Below are 24,209 nucleotides of genomic sequence, written 5' to 3'. Positions count from 1 at the left end.
GTTGTTCACCTTTATTGTTGGAGCAGCGGGGCGCGGGGGAGCGCGCAAAGTGGTGAAAATAAAAAACGATGGGTAGCTTGGTGTCAAGTTAAACATGACAAGATGTTGCTGGATTGAAATATTTATCGATTAAAGTGGGGTTTTGTTCGGTTTTTGCGCGTTTTTTTGCGGTTATGATCAATTTTGGTGTTCGCAAAAATTAACGAATGCCGGTCTCCCTTGGCAGGTCTGTCAGGCGTTTCCCAAAAACCGGATTTATCGAGCCTGGCCAGCGCCAGGGCTGGGCGGCAGTGGTACTCTTGGCGTCCTGTGTGGCCCTTGGCCGCCTACGAAGCCCATATGGACAGCAATCGGTTCTATTCATGAAGAAATCAGTTGGCATCCTTTCCGGCTTGGCTATCGCCATCGCCGTCGCAACCACCGCTGGCGCCTGGTACACCGGCAAGCAGCTGCCTGCGGAGCTGGACAACGCGCTGGTCCGCAGCAACGCGGAACTCAAGAAGGCCCTGGTGAGTACCGGTGGCAGCATGAGCATCGAACGGGTATCGCTGGAGCAGCATTTCTTCAGCAGTACCGCCCAGTACCGGCTCAAGGCCCGCGATATCAACCTGGGCGAAGGCGAAGTGGTGAATTTCGACGTTGGCGTGACCGACCAGATCGAGCACGGCCCGTTCCCCTGGTCGCGAGTAAAGGCACTGAAGCTGATGCCGGTGCTGGCAGTCAGCAACAGCACGCTGCAGAAGGACGACGCCACCGCGCCGTGGTTCGCCGCAGCGGGCGAGCAGGCCCCGGTCAGCGCACAGACCAGTCTGGGCTACGACGGCAATGTGGTCAGCCAGGTGCAGCTGGCCCCGGTCAAGCTCGACGAAGCGGATGGCAACAGCCTCGACTTCTCGGGCATGCAACTGCAAGTCAGTGGTGACCAGGAAGGCAAGGCCTCGAGCTTCCACGGCCAGGCCGATCGGTTCGTGATGAAACTGGTACGCGATGACCAGCCGCCTGCCACCTTCGAGCTCAATGGGCTGAAGGTCGGCGGCCAACTGGCGGCCACCGCGCACGAGGCCATCTACGTTGGCAACGTCGACCTGGCACTGGCCGAAACCAAGGTCACCCTGGGGCCGAAACAGCAGGTGCTGGTGGTCAAGGGGCTGGAGCAGAACGCCCTGCAAACCCTTGAGGGCCCGGATACCGTGGGTGGCCGCGTGGAGTACAAGGTCGGGGATATCACCTGGGATGGCCGTGCGGTGGGCAAGGCGCAGATGGCGGTGAGCATCACGTCGGTCAACGCGCCGGCGCTACAGGCGTTGTCGACGTGGTACCAGGCGCACCTGCCGGAATTCGAGGCCGCAGCTGCCGCTGGCCAGCCGGTGCCGGAAATCCAGATGGACGATGAGGAGAAGGCCAGGTTCCAGGGCGAGCTGCAGAAACTGCTGGCTGCCAAGCCCCGGGTGGCGGTGGAAAACCTGTCGTTCAGGACTGCCAATGGTGAAAGCCGCTTCGACCTGTCGATGGGCTTCGCCGCCCCGGCCAGCTTCGACCTGCCGCCTGACCAGTTGAGCAAGCAACTGATCACCGAGGTGAAGAGCAAGCTGTCGTTGTCCAAGCCGATGATCGGTGACCTGGCAACCTTGCAGGCACTGCTGGATGGCCAGACCGACGCCCAGGCCATTGCCATGCAATCGAGCCAGGCCGGGGAAATGGTCGGCATGATGGCGCTGCAGAGCGGCATGGCCACGGTGCAGGGCAATGATGTGGTGAGCAGCCTGCACTATGCCGACGGCATGGTCGACTTCAACGGCAAGAAGATGACCGTGGAAGAGTTCGCGATGCTCATGGCCTCGCACCTGGCGGCCCTGTCGCCGCAGGGCTGATTGAAAGCCTGTACCGGCCTCTTCGCGGGTAAACCCGCTCCCACAGGAGTTTGGCAGACGCTGTAGGAGCGGGTTCACCCGCGAAAGGGCCAGTGCAGGCAACACAAAAACCACTTTAGAATTCGCTGGATTGTCTGTAGCCTTCGGCCTCCGATAATAATCCGCGCCCGCAGAGGGCCGTGGCGGCCTTTGTGCCGTCCGGCACCCTTAGCCGATCTGTCAGGGCCGGGTGATACACTCGATTTGACGCGCGCACGCGCCTGCAGGTCCAGCGATCATGACCCAGATTTCCGAACGCCTGTTGGTTCAGGCCCACCTCGACGCCAAGCAGCCAAACCCGCTGACAGCCGAGCAGGAGGCCGAATACCGTGCGGCCATCGCTGCCGAGCTCAAGGCCCAGAACGCCGTGCTGGTCGCCCACTATTACTGCGACCCGGTCATCCAGGCGCTGGCCGAAGAAACCGGCGGCTGCGTGTCCGACTCGCTGGAAATGGCCCGCTTCGGCAAGAACCACCCGGCCGAAACCGTGATCGTTGCCGGCGTGCGCTTCATGGGCGAGACGGCGAAAATCCTCACTCCTGAAAAACGCGTGCTGATGCCTACCCTGGAGGCCACCTGCTCGCTCGACCTGGGCTGCCCGGTAGAAGAGTTCTCAGCCTTCTGCGACCAGCACCCCGAGCGCACCGTGGTGGTCTACGCCAACACTTCTGCAGCCGTGAAGGCCCGTGCCGACTGGGTGGTGACCTCGAGCTGCGCGCTGGAAATCGTCGAAAGCCTGATGGACAACGGCGAAACCATCATCTGGGGCCCGGACCAGCACCTGGGGCGCTACATCCAGAAGCAAACCGGTGCCGACATGCTGCTGTGGGACGGTGCCTGCATCGTTCACGAAGAGTTCAAGTCGCGCCAGTTGGCCGACATGAAGGCGCTGTACCCGGATGCGGCGATTCTGGTGCACCCCGAGTCGCCTGAAGCGGTGATCGAGCTGGCCGATGCGGTGGGCTCCACCAGCCAGCTGATCAAGGCTGCCCAGACCCTGCCGAACAAGACCTTCATCGTCGCCACCGACCGCGGCATCTTCTACAAGATGCAGCAGCTGTGCCCGGACAAGGAGTTCGTCGAAGCCCCCACCGCCGGTAACGGCGCGGCGTGCCGCAGCTGCGCGCACTGCCCGTGGATGGCGATGAACACCCTGGAGCGTGTGCTGGATTGCCTGCGTAATGGCACGAACGAGATCTTTGTCGACCCGGCGCTGGTGCCGAAGGCGATCAAGCCGTTGAACCGGATGCTGGACTTTACCCAGGCAGCGCGCCTGAAGTTGTCCGGTAACGCCTGAGATTACTGGGGCCGCTCTGCGGCCCATTCGCAGCACAAGGCTGCTCCTACAAGAGATCACATTCCCTTGTAGGAGCTGCCTTGTGCTGCGAATGGAGCGCGAAGCGCTCCCTCAATATTCAGCGCCCCATCATTTCCTGAACCATGCGCTTCTGCTCCATGATCTCGCGCTGGCGCTGATCAATCTGTGCTGCCAGCGGGAAGTTCCCGCCCGACCGGCGCTTGGCGTAATCCAGCTGCTGGATGGCCTGGTCGAAATCGCCCACCAGGGTGAAGTACTCGGCCCGCGCCCGGTGCAAGCCAATGGTATTGCCCGAAAGGCCCCGCACTTCGGCCATGTCGTACCACACGTCCGGGTCATCCGGCCGGCTCTTCACCAGTTCGTTCAGCACCTTTTCCGCCTCGGCGGGCTTGTTCAGTTTCACCAGCAGATCGGCACGCACCTGCTTCAGCGGGTAGTTGCCCGGGTACAGCCCCTGCATGCGTTCAGCACGCTGCTGCGCATCCGCCAGGCGGTTGTTGGTGATGTCCAGGTCGATCTGCGCCAGGTTGTAGGTAATGTCGTTGGGGGCCTTGGCCAGCAGCGGCTTGAGCAGTTCACGCGCCTCGTTCAGCTGGCCGCCCTTGATCTGCGCCAGGGCCAGGCCGTAACGCGCGGCGTCCAGCTTGGGGTCTTCGTCCAGCTGGGCGCGGAAGCGTTTGGCCGCCAGCCCCGGGGTGCCTTCGTAGGTAAGCGCCACCCGGGCACGGATCAGCTGGTAGCGCATGCTGTCCTCGACGCCGCCCTTGGGGGCCTGCTCGGCACGGTTGCGGGTGTCGGCGATACGCGACTCGGTTACCGGGTGGGTCAGCAGGAATTCCGGCGGCTTGGCGTCGTAGCGGTACTGCCGGGCCAGGCGCTCGAACATGGTCGGCATGTTGCGCGGGTCGTAGCCGGCCTTTTCCAGGTTCTGGATGCCGATGCGGTCGGCTTCCTGTTCGTTCTGCCGCGAGAAGCGCCGCTGTTCCTGGATCGCCGCCGCCTGGGTGCCGGCGATCACACCGATACCGGCATCACCGCCGCCACCGGCCGCCAGCACGATACCGGCCAGCAGCGCCGCCATCATCGGCAGTTGCATGCGCTGCTGGGCCTCGACGCCGCGGGCGAAGTGGCGTTGCGACAAGTGCGCCAGTTCGTGGGCCAGTACCGAGGCGTACTCGCCTTCGGTCTGGGCGTTGAGGAACAGCCCGCCGTTGACCCCGACGATGCCGCCGGGGGCGGCAAAGGCGTTGAGCTCGCGGCTATCGATGAGGATGAATTCCAGGCGGCGGTCCTGCAGCTGGCTGGTTTCGGCCAGGCGGTACACACTGGTCTCGACGTAGTCCTTCAGCTGCGGGTCGTTGAGCTGGTTGACCTGGCCGCGCAGCAGGCTCAGCCAGGCACGGCCAAGCTGGTGCTCCTGTTGCGGCGAGACGATCGCGGAACTGGCATCACCCAGTGATGGCAGGTCGTCAGCATGGCCGGGAAGGGCCAACAGGCAGGCCAGCGTCAGCAGGGTAGGGCGCAGTAGATTCATGCATGAAGCTCGCGTCGGTCAAAGATACCTACTGTAGCGGGCTCACACGTTGGCGACCAGTGGCGCTATCCTAGCCGGCCAAATCCAGATACAGCCTGGTAATGCCTTTGGAGAGTTCCGCAATGAGTGAAACCCTGACCTGTGACGCCGAACTGGACGCCAGCGGGCTGAATTGCCCTTTGCCGCTGCTGAAGGCCAAGATGGAGCTCAACCGCCTGGCCAGCGGCGCGGTGCTCAAGGTAATCGCCACCGACGCCGGCTCCCAGCGCGACTTCCGCACTTTCGCCCAGTTGGCCGGTCATACCCTGCTGCGGGAAACGGCCGAGGCCGGTACCTACACTTACTGGCTGCGCAAGGCCTGAGTCTTTCCAAGGATCGTCAATGTTCAAAGTGCTTCGCGACTGGATGCAGCGCTACTTCTCCGATGAGGAAGCGGTGGTGCTGGCGGTCCTGTTGTTCCTGGCTTTTACTGCGGTACTCACCCTGGGTGGCATGCTTGCGCCGGTGCTGGCGGGCATGGTGCTGGCGTTTCTGATGCAGGGGCTGGTCAATGCCCTGGAGCGCTTGCGGGTACCCACCCGGTTGGCGGTGATGCTGGTGTTCGCCCTGTTCATGGGCGCGCTGGCGGTGTTCATGCTGGTGCTGGTGCCACTGCTTTGGCACCAGTTGATCACCCTGTTCAACGAGCTGCCGGGCATGCTCGGCAAGTGGCAGTCGCTGCTGTTGCTGTTGCCCGAGCGCTATCCGCACCTGGTGTCGGACGAGCAGGTGCTGCATGCCATCGAGTCGGTGCGCGGAGAAATCGGCAAATTCGGCCAGTGGGCACTGACCTTCTCGTTATCGAGCCTGCCGCTGCTGGTCAACGCCATGATCTATCTGGTGCTGGTGCCGATCCTGGTGTTTTTCTTTCTCAAGGACCGCGAACTGATCGGCCGTTGGGTCAGCGGCTACCTGCCACGTCAGCGCAGCCTGCTGAACCGGGTGGGCAGCGAGATGAACCGGCAGATCGCAAACTACATCCGCGGCAAGGGCATCGAGATCCTGATCTGCGGCATTGCCACCTACATCGCCTTCATCAGCCTGGGGCTCAACTACGCCGCGTTGCTGGCGCTGCTGGTGGGGCTGTCGGTGGTGGTGCCTTACGTGGGCGCGGTTGTGGTGACCGTGCCGGTGACGTTGATCGCACTGTTCCAGTGGGGCTGGGGTGACCAGTTCATCTACCTGATGACGGTGTACGCGATCATCCAGGCGCTGGACGGCAACGTGCTGGTGCCGCTGCTGTTCTCCGAGGCGGTGAGCCTGCACCCGGTGGCGATCATTTGCGCGGTGTTGCTGTTTGGCGGGTTGTGGGGGTTCTGGGGGATCTTCTTTGCCATCCCGCTGGCGACCTTGATCAAGGCCGTGCTGGATGCCTGGCCGCGGCAGGAGCCTAGTGTGTCACCGATGCTGTAATTTTGGGGCTGCTTTGCAGCCCATCGCGACACAAGGCCGCTCCTACAGGGATACGCGATTTCCTGTAGGAGCGGCCTTGTGTCGCGAAAGGGGCGCAAAGCGCCCCCAACGATCTCAAGCCTTGTTCAGGGCCTGGGCAGCAGCCAGTACTGCATCCACATGCCCTGGCACCTTCACCCCGCGCCATTCGTGGCGCAGCACACCGTCCTTGTCGATCAGGAAGGTGCTGCGGTCAACGCCCATATATTCCTTGCCATACAGCTTCTTCAGCTTGATCACATCGAACAGCTGGCACAGGGCTTCGTCCTTGTCGCTGATCAGCTCGAACGGGAAGCCTTGCTTGGCCTTGAAGTTCTCGTGCGACTTGATGCCATCGCGCGACACGCCGAACACCACGGTGTTGGCTGCGGCAAAGGCATCGTGCTGGTCACGGAAACCCTGGCCCTCGGTGGTGCAGCCCGGGGTGCTGTCCTTCGGGTAGAAGTACACCACCACCTGTCGGCCCTTGAGCTCGGCCAGGCTGACGGTTTGCCCGCTGGTGGCCTGGGCCTGGAAGTCGGCAACGGGTTGGTCGAGTGCTACGGCCATGGTCGGTTTCCTTACATTGGGTTCTGTGGACGCCATGGCTCGATCAGCGCATCGAGGTTCAGGGCATCGGCAAAGTCCAGGAACTGGTCACGCAGCCAACTGATCTGGGTGCCGGCCGGCAGAATCACGGTGAACTGGGCGTTGAGCATGCTGCTGCCGGTCTGCGGTGCCAGGTAGGTATCGCAGGTCATGGCTTCCAGCTCGACGCGGTGGTCGAGGAAGAACTGGCACAGCTCGTTGATGATGTCCGGCCGGTAGGCGGCGCTGACGTAGGCGACGTAGGGCAGGGCCTGCGGGCGCACTTCCTGGTCGGCGCTGCGCACCACGTCCAGGGTCAGGCCGTGCTTCTTGCCCAGGCCCGGCAGCATGGCTTCGAGGCGTGCCAGGGCGTCCCAGCTGCCACCAACCTGCAGTACCAGGGCGCTGGTCTCGCCGTGGCGGCTCAGGCGCGAGGTGACCACCGCGCAGCGGTTCTCGAACGCAGCGCGGCTGAGGACGTTGGCCAGTTCCATGGGGTTCGGGCCCAGGGCACTGATGACAAGGAATTGTTCGCGGACGGTGGGGGTGGACATGCAGCATTCCTAAAGCGATGAGCGGTCGGCACAGGACGGGCGAAAGCCTCCTGTCGGCAGGGCCCGGGGCTCGCATGCGAGGTCGTGGACGCTGGCGGGGAGCAAGGTCGACGGCCCGGCGGGCCGCGCTGCACCGATCAAAGCATCAAGGGTAGCGAAATAAGGCGCCGAGGGGAATGCTCCGCCCGCCTGCTTCGCTTGTGCAAGGCCGATGCCCCCAGTACCATTACCGCTCTCTTTTTCCGGCAGGAGCAGTTACATGATTGCGGGCAGTATGGTGGCATTGGTCACACCCATGGATGCACAAGGGCGTGTGGACTGGGGCAGCCTCGACAAACTTGTAGACTTCCACCTGGAAAACGGCACCCACGCGATTGTCGCTGTCGGCACAACCGGTGAGTCCGCCACGCTGGATGTCGAAGAACACATCCTGGTCATCAAGCACGTGGTCGAGCGCGTCAAGCGCAGCAACAAACCGATCCCGGTCATCGCCGGCACCGGTGCCAACGCCACTGCCGAAGCCGTGCACCTGACCCAGAACGCCAAGAATGCCGGCGCCGACGCCTGCCTGCTGGTGGTACCGTACTACAACAAGCCGACGCAAGAAGGCCTGTACCAGCACTTCAAGCACATCGCCGAAGCCGTCGACATCCCGCAGATTCTCTACAACGTACCCGGCCGCACCTCCTGCGACATGCAGGCCGATACCGTGATCCGCCTGTCGAAGGTCAAGAACATCATCGGCATCAAGGAAGCCACCGGCGACCTGGCCCGTGCCAAGGCCATCCTGGATGGCGTCGACAAGGACTTCCTCGTCCTGTCCGGCGATGACCCGACCGCCGTCGAGCTGATCCTGATGGGCGGCAAAGGCAACATCTCCGTCACCGCCAACGTCGCCCCGCGCGAAATGGCCGACCTGTGCGAGGCCGCCCTTGCGGGCAATGCCGAGAAGGCCCGCGCAATCAACGAAAAACTCATGCCGCTGCACAAGGACCTGTTCTGCGAAGCCAACCCGATCCCGGTGAAATGGGCGCTCGTCGAGATGGGCCTGATGCAAAAAGGCATTCGCCTGCCGCTGACCTGGCTGAGCGAAGGCTGCCACGAAAAAGTCCGTACTGCCTTGCGCCAGTCCGGCGTACTGGTTTAAGAGGAAGTACACCGCATGAAGCGACTGGCTGGTCTTTCCGCCCTTGCCCTGATCATTTCCAGCACCAGTGGGTGTGGCTGGCTGTGGGGCGAGGATGGCTATTTCCGCGACCGCGGCAGCGATTACCTGCAGGCGCGCCCGACTGCGCCGATGCAGCTGCCGCCGGACGCCAGCAACGTCAAGCGCCTTGACCCGCTGCTGCCGATCCCGCGCAACGTCGCCGACGACAGCGCCACCGGTGAGTTCGAGGTGCCGCGCCCGCAACCGATGACCGGTGGCGCCGCCCAGATTACCGACTACAGCCTGCAGCGCAGCGGCAGCAGCCGTTGGGTGCTGGCCCAGCATTCGCCGGCCGAGGTATGGCCGGTGGCTCGCCAGTTCTTCGAGGACAATGGCTTCCGCATCGCCGAAGAGCGCCCGCAGACCGGTGAATTCAACACCACCTGGCAGCGTTTCGACGAACTGTCGGCTTCGCTCGGCCAGCGCCTGGCCAGCACTGCCAGCAGCGCTGACAGCGAAGTGCGCGTGCGTGTACGCATGGAACCTGGCGTGCAGCGCAACACCTCCGAGGTGTATGTGGTCAGCGTCGAGCGGCCGGCTGGCAGCACTGCCGAGCCCGATTTCCCGTCCACCTCCAGCAACACCGGTGCCGATGCCCTGCTGGTCGACGAAATGCTTGCCAGCATGAACCGCAGCGCCGAGAAGGGCGGTTCGGTATCGCTGCTGGCCGCGCGCGATTTCGACGCGCCAAGCCGCGTCAGCCTGAGCGAAGACGGCAGCGGCAACCCGGTGCTGTACCTGGGCGCCGACCTGGACCGCGCCTGGTCCAGCGTGGGTCGTGCCCTGGAGCAGGGTGGCGAGTGGCGTGTCGAGGACATCAACCGCAGCCTTGGCCTGTACTACATAAACCTGTCTGAAAAGCCTGAAGACAAGCAGAACCAGCCTGGCTTCTTCGGCCGCATGTTCGGCAGCGAACCGACCAAGGAAGAGCGTGAAGCCCGTGCCGAGCGCTACCAGGTTCGCCTGAGCAAGGTGGGTGAGAGCGTGCAGGTCACGGTCGAGAAGAACATCAACACCGTGGCCCCGGCCGATGTCGCCCGCCGCGTGCTGAGCGCCATTCAGGACCACCTGGGCTAAGTGCGCTTCGCGGTACTCGGAAGCGGCAGCCAGGGAAACGGCACGCTGATCGCCAGTGGTGACACGTTCATCCTGGTCGATTGCGGGTTCTCCCTGCGCGAGACCGAGCGGCGCCTGGCGCTGCTCGGCGTGTCGGCAGCCCAGCTCAGTGCGGTACTGGTCACCCACGAACATGCCGACCACGTGCATGGGGTCGGCTTGCTGTCACGGCGCTACAATGTACCGGTCTACCTCAGCCAGGGGACCTTGCGCGGCATGCGCAAGCCGGTGGAGGTGGCCGGTTTTCTCGCTTGTGGCCAAAGCCTGCGTATCGGCAGCCTGGAAGTGACCGCGGCGCGGGTCGAGCACGACGCCTACGAGCCGCTGCAGTATGTGGTCAGTGACGGCCAGCGGCGCTTCGGCATGCTGACCGACCTGGGCTCATACGACGCGCTGCTGCTGGAGCGTTACCAGCGCCTCGATGCGCTGCTGATCGAGGCCAACCACTGCCGCGACCTGCTGGCACGCGGTCACTACCCGGCCTTCCTGAAGCAGCGGGTGGGTGGCATGCAAGGACATTTGAACAATCACCAGGCCGCGCGCCTGGTGCACGAGTTGGGCTGGAGCAACCTGCAACACCTGGTGCTGGCCCACCTCAGCAGCAAGAACAACCTGCCACACTTGGCTCGCCAGTGCTTCGTCGACACCCTTGGGTGCGACCCGGACTGGCTCCAGGTGGCGAATCAGGAACACGGGCTCGACTGGCGCGAAATCGCCTAGCCCAACACCTCAAGCAAGCGGAGCCCAATCATGGAAAAACGCGACGAACTCTACCGCGGCAAGGCCAAATCGGTTTACAAGACCGACGACGCCGACCGCTTGATCCTGCTGTTCCGTAACGACACTTCGGCGTTCGACGGCAAGCGCATCGAACAGCTCGACCGCAAAGGCATGGTGAACAACAAGTTCAACGCCTTCATCATGCAGAAACTGGAAGAAGCCGGTGTGCCGACCCAGTTCGACAAGCTGCTGGGCGACAACGAGTGCCTGGTGAAGAAGCTGGACATGATCCCGGTCGAATGCGTGGTGCGCAACTACGCCGCCGGCAGCCTGGTCAAGCGCCTGGGCGTGGAGGAGGGCATCAAGCTGGAGCCGTCCACCTTCGAACTGTTCCTGAAGAACGACGAGAAGGGCGACCCCTTCATCAACGAATCCCACGTTGTCGCGTTTGGCTGGGGCACTGCCGAGCAGCTGGCCGAAATGAAAAAGCTGTCGCTGAAAGTCAACGAAGTGCTGAGCAAGCTGTTCGATGACGCCGGCCTGCTGCTGGTCGACTTCAAGCTGGAATTCGGCGTATTCCATGGCCAGATCGTGCTGGGCGACGAGTTCAGCCCGGACGGCTGCCGCCTGTGGGACAAAGAGACCCGCAAGAAGATGGACAAGGACCGCTTCCGTCAGGGCCTGGGCGACGTTATCGAAGCCTACGAAGAAGTTGCCAAGCGCCTGGGCGTGCCGCTGTAAGCGGTGCGTTCACGCAAGCGCCTGATAGCACGCGATTTTTTTTAAAAAAAGGTTTGCGTTTTAAAAGAACGCTGGTATGATGCGCGGCATTGGAGAGATGCCGGAGTGGTCGAACGGGACGGATTCGAAATCCGTTGTACTGGCAACAGTACCTAGGGTTCAAATCCCTATCTCTCCGCCATTATACGTGAAGCCCCGCAGATTAAGGTCTGCGGGGCTTTTTCGTTTTTGGATTGTACGTAGCAATTGTACGTAGGTTCGGCCCACGGAACCTGCCCGAAGGGGGGGCGATGCCCGGATCGCTCACCCCCGAAAATCAGGCGGTGTTGTGGGGCGGTCAGGTGTGTACACGGTCATTCTTCTTCGCAGATTGATGCACGTAATGGCATCGCGCAGTCCCCATCTGTAACCCTTCGCCAAGCGGCAAATTCGACAAGCCTTTCTCCTTTACAAACCTCATGAAATGCCTGCCATTGGTGTCATTCATCTGGATCATTTTATTTGTAAAATTGTCGCCCTTGTCCCTGGCATAAATGAGTGACATGTTTGCAGGCAAGAAATGCTCTCGGTAATAAGGCTTAGTTCTTGAGTTGATGTCAATGTGCTCGCCCAGTTCGCTATCAGTCACAATACCAATACGCTTACCTTTGAGATATGGCGTATTCAAGTGCACAGTGGCTACTAAGTGCCAGCCAATTCGTTCAGCATTACCTTCGTCCTCCTGGTCAAGGATGAGATATGCCGCCAAGTGCTGATACCTTATTGGGTCTTTGAGTTGCGAAAGTGGCTCAACTATGCAGCAGATGAGGCACGTGCTTACCTTAAGTCCGTTAATACGTTCCTGGTTGGTGTTCGTGTCAACTGCTATTATGTAGTCAAACTGGCGCTGCATCCTTGCGAGGAAGTCTTCGCCCAAAGAATCAAATCCGTCAACTGGCATTGACGAAATTACTTTGTCTTTGCCATTGTCACGGGGGTGAGATATCTGGCTCCGCAGTGAAGCTGGATTGAGCTCCTTGATACTTGGTGTTCCAGTAACAGGGTCGTAAGTTACAGTAAGCTCCGATACGAGTTCTGATGAGTGTCCGATAATCCAATGATCCCTTGGGGCTTTCTTTTCCTGATCGGGCTTTTTCCTTGGCATCTTAACTCTCCTTGGTTAGGCGATTATGTGTAATTTTCCTGGTGCACATTAGCAGGGGGATTCGTACGAAAACTTATATCCTAGTTTTCATCTTTCGCCTTCGCAGCCAGTACGAAGACGTTCAATTGCGTAGGCAATGCCGCTGGCATTGATATCGAGTGCTTGTAGACAGGTCATTGCGTTGTCGTGGACGTTCACGGAACCACGCTGGCGGACCCAGGTACTCAGCTCCTCGATTGCAGCTCGCAAAGCGTTTTGATTTATCATCAGCAGCTCAAGGGCATCAGCGGTGGCAGCGGCCTTGTCGTCCATGTCGATGACTCCCTTGTGGCGGTGGTTGTGCAGGATTAAGGGAGTTAGTGACGTGCTGAGGCTGTTCGCCCGAGGTACACTCCCGATCAAGCTGTATGGGTTATAGTCGTCTACCAGATAACGAAGCTAGTCGATAATTCATTTGCACGCAAGGAGCGGCGGAGATTATGAACAGAGTTAATACCTATTCCTTGTTGGCTCAGGAGGGTTATTTAATTAGCTCCTGTCTCGCTACAGGTTTAACTGAACTCCGAAAAGCCGACGTGCACCGTAAGGGAGCTTTCTATACGGCGCTTTTTAATTTATCAATCGGTCTGGAACGACTGATGAAAGCAGTTGTGATAATTGATCACATGCTTGAGCACAACATGAAAGCACCAACGACGAAGACTCTTAAGTCTTATGGGCATAACATCCTGGATCTGCACGTTACTTGCGTTGGCATTTCGGCTAAGCGGGAGATTCACATAAAGCCATATGCGGAGTTTGATGCGATCGACCAAGATGTGCTGCGCTCGCTTAACGACTTTGCCCTAATGAGTCGATATCATAACCTTGATTCGTTGAGTGCTCCGACAGGCAATCGTGATCCTCTGGAGTTCTGGGGTGACATTCTGTCGAGAATCGTCGAGGCTGATGTTTCAAATCGGTGCATAATCAAGATTTTACGCGAGGCTAATTTCGTTTCGGCGGCAATTTTTGATATGACCCACATAGATATGATCGGGCTGAGTAAGGAACCGCTAACTCTGGAGAAAGCTTTGGCTCTACCTGGGCTGCACGCGCAAGCGGCTCGTTTTGCAGTTCTCCGCCTAATCAAAATCCTTGTACCGATCCGTGATTTGCTGAGCGATATTAGCCAAGCAGCATTTTACCATAATGGTTTCTCCAGCCCGCCAGTGCCCTTGATGGGGGAGTTCGTAGATTGGATTTGGGATGACCGCAGCTCCGTACTCAGAAAGCGCCGCTGGCCATAAGGGTGAGCTTACGATACGAGGGATTCCGTAAGCCTAGCGTGATATTTTGCAAAGCCGGAAACTTGAAATCTATTTCTGGACACATTGCTCTGGCAAAAGTGGCACCCGAACAGGTGGGCCAAACTATCAAGGCGGGAGCGGGAAATCGGTAAAAATTGTGCAACAGGCTTGCGAGGCTTAATGCCAATTTTGTGCCAGTCCTACGACGTTAACCACAATTTTAAAGTATCTCCAGCCCATCAACGACAAAGCCCCGCACGAGGCGGGGCTTTGAAGTGAACCAGCTGAGTTACCAGCTCACTGGTTCCGGAGTCGAGGGGAACTCCTGGTTTAGCGGCCTGGGCATCTCGACTCCACGGCACAATGTAGGCCTTACCCCCTTGGTTGTCTACTGCTCCACCCCCGAGGTCGCTGAAATCGCTTCTTACGAGTTTGCAGGTGCGTTGGCGGCCTTGGTCAGCTCCAAGCCCAGCCGCTGCATCACACGCATCACTGCCGTTGGCGACCATTGGCCACCACGAGCGGTGGGTATGTTGCGTGCTATCAGGCAGTCGGCCACGGCCTGTAAACTACTTGCCCCCTTGAGCACACACAGTTCTATGGCGTCCTTGACCAGGGCTGCACGGTCGTTGGCCTGTTGGCGTTGCGTGGCGTGGCCCTTAACCCTGTTCAACATGCTACGGCCCTTGGCGAGTGCCTGTGTGCGGTTTTCAATCTTCCGCACTGCTTCGGCATCACCGCTGGCTGCTCGGGCTTCCAACGACCTCAACGCGGCCTTGGTGCGTTCGCTGATGAAAGTGCGTTCCTGCTCGGCTAGAACGGCATATATATGCAACTGGAACGTGTCGGCAGTAGGCATAGTGGCCACACGAAACTTGTGGCGCTTCATTAAGCCCGCTATGTGCTCTACGTCGCGGCTCAAGCGGTCAAGTTTGGCCACCACCACCGGGTGCCCAGTTGCGAACGCCTTGGCCCCTGCTGGGCGCTCTAGCGGGTGAATCGAACCAGACACGCCCACGTCTTCGAACTCAGCCACCACCACCCAGCCATGCTGTTCAGCAGCGAACTTGATGTATTCCCGTTGGGCGTCCAGACCCAAACCGGACTCGCCCTGGCCCTTGGTGCTAACGCGATAGTAGGCGACGACTTCCATGGTGGCGATTCCTTGCGGATGGCTGATGCAGTAACTTTACAACTGTTAGAACGACCGATCAATTATTGTAATGAGTTTTCCACGGGCGTAAAAATGCCCCGCCTTGAGCGGGGCAGTGTCACGGTAAGTTGGTATGTACCAGGCAGCAGGGGATTATGACGAAAATCCTACAAAATCAGTAGGATATTGCATCAAGGGCGCGATTTTCTTAACCCCACCGCCAGCAATCCCTTGGAAATAGGGGCCTGTAGGCGTGTAAGGGCTTGCAAGGGGCAGAACATACCCACGCAGGGGGCAAGTTATCGCCTGGTTATGCAGTAGTTATTCCGGGGTTTTATGCAGCCTGCGGTACTGGCAAATCAATTGCTTCTGGCAGCATCAAGTCGGAAAGCCAGGCCGGGTACTCAAGGTGCTCAGGGTAGCCTTTCCAGCCCCAGCGCTTGTAATACTTGCCTCTGTAAGTCCGCTTGAAACATTCCGAATTCCGGTATTCGTGGCGAGCCTTTTCAATTGCGCCCTGGAGGCTCCACATCAAGCCCGTGCGTGCTTCTTCGATTTGTTCGGGGGTGCACAGGTCCAGGGCCAGCAGCGACTGCCATACCGGCCCAGCGTCTGCGTATAGGCTTTCGGTGAACTTCTCCCAGGTGCCGAAGGCTTCGTAACGATACTTGCCCGGTGCTTGTACCGTGGGAACCAGATTGGTGGCGTCGATACGCTTTAACAGGCGCTGCCGCAACAAGCCTTTCGGGATATCTGCCCCAGCGAGTGCGTGATAGCAATGTTCGGTGATGCTTTCGATCAACATGCGGTGGTCTGCATCAATCCGCTGCTGGTTGGGCTTCCCCCAAGGCTGCTGCCAGTTCATGTAGGCCAGTGGCTTCCATTCAGCATCTCTCATCGGCAAGAAACTTTTATGTTCGATGCCCTGCTGAGTTTCCATTTGTGCGACGTAGATACCCAGCACTCGCACCAAGTCCAGCATAAAGCGGCAATTGTCCCTGTGGCGCTGTGAGGGCGATACCGCTGCCATCCGTTCCAACTCATCGGCATAAACGCATAGCGTGGCACGGGTGTACAGTTCTGGTTTGAATCTCGAAACGGAACTTTTACCCCGTTGGATTGCATCCATAATTTCCAGATTTTCAAGTGACTCTTGCTCCAGCTGGGCGAGCGTGTAACGTTGCTCCAGCTTCTTTACTGCCGTGTCTTTCTGCTGCCTGTTATATATCCGCTGGGCCAGGGTGTGTACCTGATCCATCTTGATCGCACTAGACTGGGAGAGGTATTCAATGAACTCGTTACCCAGCAGGGTGCGAACCTTCTTTGCTATCTGCTCGTTGGTATCACCAAGCGCCACTTGCCATTTCTTTACCAGCTTGTGAGCGGGGATGCTCAGCCCCGCATCTGCGGATATAAACTTGTTACCAGCTTGCTGGTTGGGCAGCCAGTGTGCGATGACCAGGTTCAACGGGTGTAGTGCTCCTACTGATCCATCTGCACCCTTACGAGCCTGAATGTGGCAGCGGTGATATACAGACTTCCGTTCATCTGCGTTGAAGCCGTAACACTTGTAATATCGGTTGTGGAACTGCTCAAGTTCAAATAGCGAATCGGTAGTGTGGCCCATCATGATGCAGACGGTATCTGCCTTGACACATTCCCTGATAATCCACTGCCCAAAACTGCCTTTATAGAATCGGGTGAACTGTTCTTCAATGCGAGACTGCCGCTTTACTTCTTTCGTGCTGGACTGCTTCGCCCGGTGGGTTTTCTGTTTGCAGGCTGCATTGCAGTACCGCTTGGTTGGCTCAACGTATTTCTTAGCATGGTACTCGCTGCCACATTGGCAGCAGATGTAGTTACGTTGCGTGGAGTGTTGCTGGCTTTCCATTACTTCCCTCTGACTTTGGGATTTCAATAAACTGTTTATATGCTTCTGTTACCAGAAGGTTGATGAAGTAGGTGGGGTTGTATTTCCCCCTAGCTTCCATCATCTCTACCAGCTCCCGCTGGGCTTGCTCGTTAATGGTCAATTTCATCGGTTATGCTCGATTTCTGTAAGGCTTGATTTGCTGAAAGCCACGTAATACGCGGCCTGGAGCAGATTAGCGTAACGAATGTCTATACTACCCCCGGCCTTCAACTACTTTCCCAAGGCCGCACGAAGCCCGATGGAATCAGCGGCCTAATTGGCTTGATTGACGAGGCGATTGGCTGGGTAGGTGAAGCTGATGGCTCAGGACGAGCCGGGGGAGTGAATATGCTACGACACTTTTCCAGGGCGTCAAGGGCGTCGGTTAGTCCGCCCGTACCGCGTTTACATAACACCGTGCCATATACTCTATGAACGCACGAAGGTGCATTTTGTGTTTGCGTGCCTGGCGATTCAGTTCGGCAAATTCGGCAGGGGTGAACGCGATTCGCAGCCCCTGGCGGTGTTCGTATTCGTTGTTCACGCTGCTGCACCTTGCTCGGTTGCCGCTGGGGTGGCGTAGGCACGCAGCAGGTCGGCTAGGGCGCTTGCTTCCTCGTCGGCTTGTTGTTCTGCTCTAGCTGCGGCGGCCTCTGCGGCGGCTGCGGCTTCTTCGCGGCGGCGCTTAGCGAAAATGGTAATTTCCATCTGGCGGGCTGTTTCAGCAACGTTTCGCTCGTAGCGATCTTTCTCGTAGTTTGCAGTTACGGTTTTGGTCAAGTTGGCAAGTTCCGCTTTGATGACTTTTTCCGGCTTCCGCAAGATAACTTTCAAGTACAGGGCTTGTGAAATAGCTTTTACAATCGTATACCCTTGCTTCCACTCATCTTGGAGTTCGATTAGAGCAAGTTCCAAAGGTTTGTGGCGCACCCAGTCTACGTGAGCGGCCATACCCTTGTGATGAAGCCCCTCGGAACGGCCATTGTAAAGGGAGATTTCTTTATCCAGTAGGCGTTGAAGTTCGGCGTCATCGCGTTTGAAGAACTCGACTACTTTTTCACCGTAAGTGTATGTGTCTTTCATTATTCGTATCCGTATTTCGGTTGGGTGCGGACTTTCTTAAAGCCCTTCATGAATTCGGTTTTGCTCGCCAGCTTGGTGCTTTTCTGCTGTTGGTCCTTAAGCTTGCTGGAAGCCCCGGAATCGCGTTGTGATGCGCTTTTGCTGGAAGCTGTGGATGTGGCTGTGCTCGCTTTCTGCGTTGCTGATACGCGCTCCCTGAATGCGAGAAGGTCGCTTAGCTGGGCAACTGTGCCTGCTGGGAAAATGTAATCCTCCAGGGATGATAGGTATGTGAGTTCAGTCATTGTGGCTTGCACATAATCAATGTGGCTTGATTGCTGTTTTGGTAGTTCGTTGAAGTAGGACAAAATTGCACCGTCCCCCTTGCGTACTTCTAGGTAAATCGTTTCCGACATTATGCGGCTTCCTGTTTGGTGGGTTGTTCTTTCCGTGCTTCCTGGGCTAGATACTCTTTCTCAAGCTCCGCTTGGGTCGCTTTGTTGTTCTGCTTCCAGATGCGTGACTGGCAGGTGCCACCACAGAATCGGGTAAGTGGGCTACGTGAGTAGTGCGTTCTACCGCAGCCTTCACATGTGTTGCGTCGTAGTGGGCGCTTGGCCATAACAATTTCCTGAATGAATTAATGAATGATGTTTTTTCGTAGGTAAAAGAAAACCCGTTGCTCGGCTAAGAGTTTCGGGTAAAAGGCATTTTAAGTTTGGTGTTGCTGCTGTGCTTGCGATTGCAAGAACGGGATCACCCGTGCGGGTGTATCAGGGGATTAGTGGCTAGTTGCGTTGCAGCCCTAGCCTGGCTTACCTTGAAGTTAAGAACATGAGACTCAACTAACCGGTACAACTTTCCCAATGAAGCATCAGTCTTTACCTGGACTGGTAACAGGCGGTAAACACGCACTGGCCATGCCAGAGACTACCAGTGCGTATATACAGTTCGGGGATTTTGCGAGGTGGCGAGAAAGTTTTCTCGAAAGAGCGTATAGATTAACATGGAACTTGATTTTGTCAAGCATAATTCAGTAAGTAATGCAAGCATTTTTTGTTGCGTTTATTGTTTGTAGGGCGTGTGCCCCGCAACAATAGAAAGTTGTGGGGCGGGGTAAGCGGTATTGGTTGGGCTACTGCACAGGCAGGGTAGGGATTTTTGAAATGGCCGTAAGTTTCTGTGCGGCGCTGGCGCCCTGGCTATAAATGTCGAAAGTTACTGTGCCCGTTTCGTGACCAACCAACTCGGCGATAAGCGGGCCAGAGACCTCCGCCCGTACCAGCTGAGTGATGGCGGTTTTCCGGATGCTGTGGAAGACGTGCTTAGCGCTGAACCCCAAGGCCTTTTTGAGCCTACCGAATGCTTTGCTATGCAAGTCAGACCGATTGCCGTACTTGTTGCGGGAGGTAGATGGCACAAGGTAATCACCTGACGATTCGGCCATCAGGCGCTGCACCAGGTCAGTCAGGGCGGGGTGAACTGGCACGACACGGATACCTGCAACGGTTTTACTATCAGTGATATCGAAGCTGAGGATGCCATCGACCTCAATGACATGCTCGGCACGTAGCTGGCAAAGTTCTTCGATCCGGGCGCCTGTGTACGTGCCCAGCAGAATTAGGTCAGCAAGCGTGTTGTGCCCACCGGCACTGGCGGCTGAATGCAGCTTGGTGAGGTCGGAAAGCGAGAAGTCCACACGTTGGGCATCCGCCTTCGCCTTACCCCTGGCCTGGGGCAGTTCGTGATGGTCAAACGGGTTAACGGCACCCTTGAAGTTTTCCCGCCACTGGGCATCGTACTTCATCGCCCACTTCCAGAAAGTGGTTCCGGCGTTGATGTACTGCGCCTTTGTCTTAGCAGCGACATTCAGCGAATCAAGCCAGGCCGTCACGCAGTCGAAGTCCAGGGGCTTACCCGTCTCCGCGAGAAATGCGGACAACTTTTGAAGCTTGGATTCCTGTTGATCGACATTTTTCGCGGAAATGTTCTTTTCTTCGCGTGCCGTGCGGAACGCGGCTAGCCGGGGCTTGGTAATTGGCGACTTGGGCTTGTAACTGGTTGGGGCCAGTACGATTGTATTGGCCTCGACAGTTTCGCTTGAGGACAGGCCGTACTTATATGCGGTTAGCTGAGCTTCGATTGATTGAACAAGCTCGGCAGACGCTTGCACTGCTTCCACCATATTGGACGGGAGCCGATCAAAGTGAGCAACAACTTGTGCAACAATGCCCTTCGGCCCATTTTCTTCCCACTTGCGGGCGGCCTTAATGAGTGCGTCCCGGCCTTGCAAGAACTGGTCGATATCGGCATCGGAAACGTTGCCTACAGACAATTTCTGCTGACCTTGCGGAAGTTTCACAGCCGCCAACAATTCCTCGTCAACCAGTTGGTGCAGTGCCATGCTGCGAGTCGCCAATTCGGGGCGCCAGTTTTCCTTGAGGGTCTTGGCCTGGGCACGGGCCTCCGAGATTTGAGCCTTCCACAACGCCAGATATGGTAAGCGGCGATTCATCGCCTCGGATCGCAGTCCGGTCTCCAGGGACTTCGACATAATCCTCCTGCCGCCGAACGCCTTGCGGGCATCTGCGGGTATGGAAAGGCGAACGTGCCAGGTGCTGCCTTGTAATTCGAGGTGGTCTGCCATGGCAGCGGTTCCGGTGGTGATTGTACGTAAAAATTGTACGTAAATTAGGCCTGGAAGCCAATGTTTTCAACGTTTTCAGGGGGTTGAGGTGATTAATGTCGAGTCCCTATCTCTCCGCCATACGCGAAGTAAGCGAGGCCCCCGAAAACGTTAAAGTTTTCGGGGGCTTCGTCGTTTCTGGCCATTGGGTTAGGGCAAATTCAGGGCAGAAATTGAACATGCGAGGCCGTGTCCGGCACAGCTTTCGGCAAAGAGCACCGGCGTTGCTCGAACGTGCGGCTTGGTTACTCAATGGCAAACACCATACCGGCCAGAGGCGCGTTTAAGGCCGCCGCAATGCCCGCTGCGCCCCCGGCAAGTATCGAACCCCACTTGCGTGATAGAAGTGGGTCGCCAGTCAGGTTTTCTAGGTCATCGAACTTGCTTTGGTCATGGCAGATGCTTTACGGATGCTGTATGCACCCCAGGCCAGGCCAAGCAATGCTGCAATCACCGATGCCGAAAGCACGCCAAGTTTCGCCGCCCCCAGCGCGCCAGGATCGACGAAGGCGAGATTGGCAATGAAGATCGACATGGTGAAACCGATGCCGGCCAGCAGCCCGACCAAGGTGATGCTGCGCCAGCTCACCTCGGCGGGAAGCGCGCACCAGCCCAAGCGGACCATCAGCCAACTGACGCTGACGATGCCCAAGGGTTTGCCAACTACCAGAGCGACAGCGACGGCGATCATCACCCACTGCGGGGCCTCGGCTGACAAATCGACACCCGAAAGATTTACCCCGGCATTGGCCAAGGCAAACACCGGCATGATGCCGAAGGCTACCCAAGGGTGCAGGGTGCCTTGCATGCGCACCACTGGCGGCACCAGTTCGCGCTGGGCCAGGCGCAGGCGCTTCAACGGGTCCATGAGGTCGCTGGCATCGCGCTCGGGCGCCCTGGCGCGCCCCAGCAGCTCTCCGGTGAATCGGCTGATTGCATCCAGTGGCCGCTCGCGCATCGGCATTGCGACCACTGGCGTCATCAGGCCCAGCACAACGCCTGCAAGGGTGGGGTGGGCTCCGGTCAACAGGATGCCCAGCCAGGTGACAAAGCCGGGAATGATATACGCGTAGGCCGAACCCACTCCGATCTTCTGCAGCCCGATCACCATCAGCAGGCCGATCAGCGCAACCCCGAAACCGCTGTAATCGAGGCCGCCCGAATAGAAGAACGCGATGATCAGCACCGCGATGATGTCATCGATGATGGCCAGGGCCAGCAGAAACACGCGGACATTGGACGGGATCGACTTGCCGAGCAGCGCCAGGACACCTACCGCAAAGGCGATATCCGTAGCCGTCGGTACGGCCCAGCCTTGTTGTTCCGCCGCAGCGTGACCAAAACCCAGGTAGAAGAGCGCGGGTACGGCTACACCGCCAATGGCGGCTGCCATGGGCAGCATGGCCTGCCGAAGGCTGGACAGTGCGCCCTCGTGGATCTCGCGGCGGATCTCCATGCCCACGACAAGGAAGAAGATGGTCATCAAGCCATCATTGATCCAGAAATGCAGCGACTGTGAATAGATCAGCGAACCCACGCCGATCGTCAACGGTGTATGCCAAAGGGCGTCGTAGCTTTCGGCAGCCGGGGAGTTGGCCCAAATAAGCGCAGCAATAGCTGCAACCAGTAGAACGATGCCGCTGACCGCTTCAATGTGCAGAAAGCGTTCAAGGTTGGCGAAGGCACGCTCGGCCAATTCCTGGGCGCGAGACAATTCCTTTTTTTGCATAGGCGCAAGTACTCCCGCATGGCGGCCCGACCTGCGCTGTTCTTTAACCTGCCCCACTGCACCGTGCAGCTGGCACCCGTGCGGTAGTCTACCGAACAACCGCTACTCAAGGCTATGACGTGACCGTGAATGAGCACGAAGATGGGCGGGTAACCTCTGGCCTAGAATCGCCAGAAAGCTGGAGAGACGAGTACCAGTACGGTCAGGATTTCGAGCCGTCCAAGCAGCATGCCGACAGTCAGCAGCCATTTGGCAGCGTCCGATAACGAGGCGAAATTACCTGCAGGACCGATAAGCGTTCCCAGCCCCGGGCCGACGTTGCACACGGCGGTAGCGGCCCCGCTCAATGCCGTTGTCCAGTCGAGCCCTAGCAGCGAGAGGCCAAGGGCGATGACCGCGATGGTGACTGAGAAGAAGAACGAAAACGTCAGCAGTGAGCGCACGATCTCTTCATCGATCGGGTGCCCATTGTATTTCTTCGAGATTGTTGCCCTTGGATGGATCAACTGTTTCAGGCTGCTGACAAGCAAGGCCGCGGCCACCTGGAAACGGAATATCTTCAGGCCTCCAGCGGTAGACCCCGAGCAGCCACCGACGAACGTCAGGTAAAAGAACAGCATGATGGCGAAGCTGCCCCAGAGCGTGTAGTCGCCCACGGCAATGCCCGTGGTGGTCACCACGGAGGTGACGTTGACCGCCACGATACGGAACGCATCCCACCATGACAGATCGCTGTGCAAGCAGAGCCAGGTTCCGACCGTGAGCCAGATGAAGACGAGAAAGCCAATGAAACCACGGACTTGATGGTCATCGAGCAGGATGCGCCGATGGCCACGTAGCGTGGCCACATACAGGGTGAAGGGGAGGCTGCCGAGGATCATGATGACAACGGCTACCCAATGCACCGCAGGCTGCCCCCAGTGGCCCAGCGAGGCATCGGAGGTAGAGAAACCACCGGTTGAAATCAGTGCCATCGAATGATTGATGGCTTCGAACGGGGTCATGCCGGCAGCCCACAACGCCCATGTTCCCAAGACTGTCAGGCCCACATAGATGATCAGGATCATCTTGGCCGCAACATGCGAGCGGGGTGTCACTTTGTCTGACCAATCCGAAGATTCGGTCTGGAACAGGCGCATGCCACCTACGCGCAGCAGGGGCAGGATCGCGACAGCCATGCCGATAAAGCCGATGCCGCCCAGCCAGTGCAGCAAAGACCGCCAGATAAGCAACCCAGGCGATGCATTGTCCAGCCCGGTCAGTACCGTCGAGCCGGTGGTGGTGATCCCTGACATGGTTTCGAAGAACGCGTCCGTGTAACTGATGTGCCGGATGAACACCATCGGCAAGGCCGCAAATGCGCAAACGATGACCCAGCTTGCCGTTGTGAGCAGGTACATGTCCCTGGCGCGCAGTTGCGGTACGCCGGGAGCGCCTCGGGCCACCATGACCAGGCCTGCGCAGAGCACGATAAGGCTTGACCAGACGAAAGCGCCGAGATCATCGCTGCGGTCGTACAGCAGCAGTGTCAGCATCGGGATTACCATGCTGACGGCCAAGGTGATCAGGAATACACCAATAATGAAGGCTATGAAGCGCAACGCTGGAAGCGGCATTAGTTGAGCTCGTGCGGACAATGCCGGCAGTATTGCCTGCCGTACAGCAATGTCGAGTAAAAAAGCCGTAATGTCTTAGGACAGTTCATACAGAGCCACTCGATTGTTGCACAGGTGCAACTAGCCAGTGCACCTTGCGGCTTGGATCCAATGCCAGGGTTCTGTATCATCCCGCCGCCATCAGACGATGGCCGAAGATGATTCATTTAAAGGACTTAGTATGAAAAAGCTGTTCAAGGCTACTGTAGCCGTTGCTGTCGTTTCGGGTGTTGCCCTGCTGTCGGGTTGCACTGGTCAGGTTTACAACCAGCCAAAAAACTGCACCTACGACTACCTGTTCCACCCTTCGGTTTCCATCTCCAAGATCATCGGTGGCTGCGGCCCGATCGATAAACTGCCTCAGCAGCAGTAATCTTGGCGGTTCCCTGATCGCGACGCTTGCGGCGTGATCCAAGGCCCC

Annotated in this window: 23 protein-coding genes, 1 tRNA gene and 1 pseudogene; 11 read left to right on the top strand and 14 right to left on the bottom strand. The window is 58.3% G+C overall.

Going from position 1 to position 24,209, the window contains the following annotated elements; translation table 11 throughout:
- Positions 1–362: 362 nt before the first annotated feature.
- Positions 363–1,871 carry a YdgA family protein gene (locus M1D87_RS20125; RefSeq protein WP_123083849.1) on the top strand — a complete coding sequence of 503 codons (1,509 nt, stop codon included), beginning with the start codon at positions 363–365 and terminating at the stop codon, positions 1,869–1,871.
- Positions 1,872–2,148: 277 nt separating this feature from the next.
- Positions 2,149–3,207 carry a quinolinate synthase NadA gene (gene nadA / locus M1D87_RS20120; protein WP_003254747.1) on the top strand — a complete coding sequence of 353 codons (1,059 nt, stop codon included), beginning with the start codon at positions 2,149–2,151 and terminating at the stop codon, positions 3,205–3,207.
- A 118-nt stretch (positions 3,208–3,325) separates the two neighbouring features.
- Here nadA and M1D87_RS20115 read toward each other — a convergent pair whose 3' ends face one another.
- Entirely contained in the window at positions 3,326–4,762 is a 1,437-nt protein-coding gene (locus tag M1D87_RS20115) for a M48 family metalloprotease (protein WP_013973796.1), read from the bottom strand.
- A 122-nt stretch (positions 4,763–4,884) separates the two neighbouring features.
- Here M1D87_RS20115 and M1D87_RS20110 point away from each other — a divergent pair, with 122 nt between their 5' ends.
- Together M1D87_RS20110 and M1D87_RS20105 are read left to right on the top strand one after the other, a co-directional pair.
- Positions 4,885–5,124 (top strand): sulfurtransferase TusA family protein, encoded by a 240-nt coding sequence (locus M1D87_RS20110; protein ID WP_004375233.1) that lies wholly within the window; start codon positions 4,885–4,887, stop codon positions 5,122–5,124.
- 19 nt (positions 5,125–5,143) lie between these two features.
- Positions 5,144–6,214 (top strand): AI-2E family transporter, encoded by a 1,071-nt coding sequence (locus tag M1D87_RS20105; protein WP_015271461.1) that lies wholly within the window; start codon positions 5,144–5,146, stop codon positions 6,212–6,214.
- A 114-nt stretch (positions 6,215–6,328) separates the two neighbouring features.
- Here M1D87_RS20105 and M1D87_RS20100 read toward each other — a convergent pair whose 3' ends face one another.
- Together M1D87_RS20100 and M1D87_RS20095 are read right to left on the bottom strand one after the other, a co-directional pair.
- Entirely contained in the window at positions 6,329–6,802 is a 474-nt protein-coding gene (locus M1D87_RS20100; RefSeq protein WP_004375231.1) for a peroxiredoxin, read from the bottom strand.
- Positions 6,803–6,813: 11 nt separating this feature from the next.
- The gene (locus M1D87_RS20095; protein ID WP_013973793.1) at positions 6,814–7,374 is read right to left on the bottom strand and encodes a glycine cleavage system transcriptional repressor; all 561 of its coding nucleotides are present in this window, start codon (positions 7,372–7,374) and stop codon (positions 6,814–6,816) included.
- Positions 7,375–7,633: 259 nt separating this feature from the next.
- Between M1D87_RS20095 and dapA the strand changes: the two genes are divergently transcribed.
- From dapA to M1D87_RS20070, 5 genes are all read left to right on the top strand, one after another.
- On the top strand, positions 7,634–8,521 hold the full coding sequence (dapA, locus tag M1D87_RS20090) for a 4-hydroxy-tetrahydrodipicolinate synthase (RefSeq protein ID WP_123083848.1): 888 nt from the start codon (positions 7,634–7,636) through the stop codon (positions 8,519–8,521).
- Positions 8,522–8,536: 15 nt separating this feature from the next.
- Positions 8,537–9,658 (top strand): outer membrane protein assembly factor BamC, encoded by a 1,122-nt coding sequence (gene bamC, locus M1D87_RS20085; protein WP_123083847.1) that lies wholly within the window; start codon positions 8,537–8,539, stop codon positions 9,656–9,658.
- Positions 9,659–10,417: an MBL fold metallo-hydrolase gene (locus M1D87_RS20080; protein ID WP_039613970.1), complete on the top strand. Its 759-nt coding sequence runs from the start codon at positions 9,659–9,661 to the stop codon at positions 10,415–10,417.
- A 30-nt stretch (positions 10,418–10,447) separates the two neighbouring features.
- Entirely contained in the window at positions 10,448–11,158 is a 711-nt protein-coding gene (gene purC, locus M1D87_RS20075) for a phosphoribosylaminoimidazolesuccinocarboxamide synthase (protein ID WP_004375217.1), read from the top strand.
- Positions 11,159–11,249: 91 nt separating this feature from the next.
- A tRNA-Ser gene (locus tag M1D87_RS20070) sits at positions 11,250–11,339 on the top strand.
- A gap of 156 nt (positions 11,340–11,495) precedes the next feature.
- Here the strand turns inward: M1D87_RS20070 and M1D87_RS20065 are convergent.
- Together M1D87_RS20065 and M1D87_RS20060 are read right to left on the bottom strand one after the other, a co-directional pair.
- On the bottom strand, positions 11,496–12,302 hold the full coding sequence (locus M1D87_RS20065) for a hypothetical protein (protein ID WP_421091762.1): 807 nt from the start codon (positions 12,300–12,302) through the stop codon (positions 11,496–11,498).
- A gap of 87 nt (positions 12,303–12,389) precedes the next feature.
- The gene (locus M1D87_RS20060) at positions 12,390–12,614 is read right to left on the bottom strand and encodes a hypothetical protein (protein ID WP_421091763.1); all 225 of its coding nucleotides are present in this window, start codon (positions 12,612–12,614) and stop codon (positions 12,390–12,392) included.
- Between the two features lie 167 nt (positions 12,615–12,781).
- Between M1D87_RS20060 and M1D87_RS20055 the strand changes: the two genes are divergently transcribed.
- On the top strand, positions 12,782–13,591 hold the full coding sequence (locus tag M1D87_RS20055; protein ID WP_421091764.1) for a hypothetical protein: 810 nt from the start codon (positions 12,782–12,784) through the stop codon (positions 13,589–13,591).
- 424 nt (positions 13,592–14,015) lie between these two features.
- On the opposite strand, the gene M1D87_RS20050 is transcribed toward M1D87_RS20055, so the two are convergent.
- The 9 genes and pseudogenes from M1D87_RS20050 to M1D87_RS20010 form a co-directional block, all read right to left on the bottom strand.
- Complete coding sequence (locus M1D87_RS20050) at positions 14,016–14,744, bottom strand: recombinase family protein (protein WP_421091765.1); 729 nt, start codon at positions 14,742–14,744, stop codon at positions 14,016–14,018.
- 334 nt (positions 14,745–15,078) lie between these two features.
- A complete protein-coding gene (locus M1D87_RS20045; RefSeq protein WP_421091766.1) occupies positions 15,079–16,635 on the bottom strand; it encodes a hypothetical protein in 1,557 nt (518 codons plus the stop codon).
- Positions 16,604–16,783 carry a hypothetical protein gene (locus tag M1D87_RS20040; protein WP_421091767.1) on the bottom strand — a complete coding sequence of 60 codons (180 nt, stop codon included), beginning with the start codon at positions 16,781–16,783 and terminating at the stop codon, positions 16,604–16,606. Before M1D87_RS20040 ends, M1D87_RS20045 begins: the two co-directional genes overlap by 32 nt.
- Positions 16,784–17,196: 413 nt before the next feature.
- Positions 17,197–17,739 (bottom strand): hypothetical protein, encoded by a 543-nt coding sequence (locus tag M1D87_RS20035; RefSeq protein ID WP_421091768.1) that lies wholly within the window; start codon positions 17,737–17,739, stop codon positions 17,197–17,199.
- On the bottom strand, positions 17,739–18,134 hold the full coding sequence (locus M1D87_RS20030) for a hypothetical protein (RefSeq protein ID WP_421091769.1): 396 nt from the start codon (positions 18,132–18,134) through the stop codon (positions 17,739–17,741). The genes M1D87_RS20035 and M1D87_RS20030 overlap by 1 nt, the downstream gene beginning before the upstream one ends.
- A 719-nt stretch (positions 18,135–18,853) precedes the next feature.
- A complete protein-coding gene (locus tag M1D87_RS20025) occupies positions 18,854–20,365 on the bottom strand; it encodes a tyrosine-type recombinase/integrase (protein WP_421091770.1) in 1,512 nt (503 codons plus the stop codon).
- A 287-nt stretch (positions 20,366–20,652) separates the two neighbouring features.
- Positions 20,653–20,733, bottom strand: a pseudogene (locus tag M1D87_RS20020) (chloride channel protein); the annotation flags it as partial.
- A gap of 38 nt (positions 20,734–20,771) precedes the next feature.
- Positions 20,772–22,133, bottom strand: a complete 1,362-nt coding sequence (nhaA, locus tag M1D87_RS20015; protein WP_038410099.1) for a Na+/H+ antiporter NhaA — start codon at positions 22,131–22,133, stop codon at positions 20,772–20,774.
- Between the two features lie 161 nt (positions 22,134–22,294).
- On the bottom strand, positions 22,295–23,749 hold the full coding sequence (locus M1D87_RS20010) for a TrkH family potassium uptake protein (RefSeq protein ID WP_123083805.1): 1,455 nt from the start codon (positions 23,747–23,749) through the stop codon (positions 22,295–22,297).
- A 220-nt stretch (positions 23,750–23,969) separates the two neighbouring features.
- On the opposite strand from M1D87_RS20010, the gene M1D87_RS20005 reads away from it, so the two are divergent.
- Entirely contained in the window at positions 23,970–24,161 is a 192-nt protein-coding gene (locus M1D87_RS20005; RefSeq protein WP_003254720.1) for a YhfL family protein, read from the top strand.
- The last annotated feature ends 48 nt before the right edge of the window (positions 24,162–24,209 follow it).

The sequence above is a fragment of the Pseudomonas sp. SA233 genome (assembly GCF_054792385.1).
This window is presented reverse-complemented; position numbering and strand designations above follow the sequence as displayed.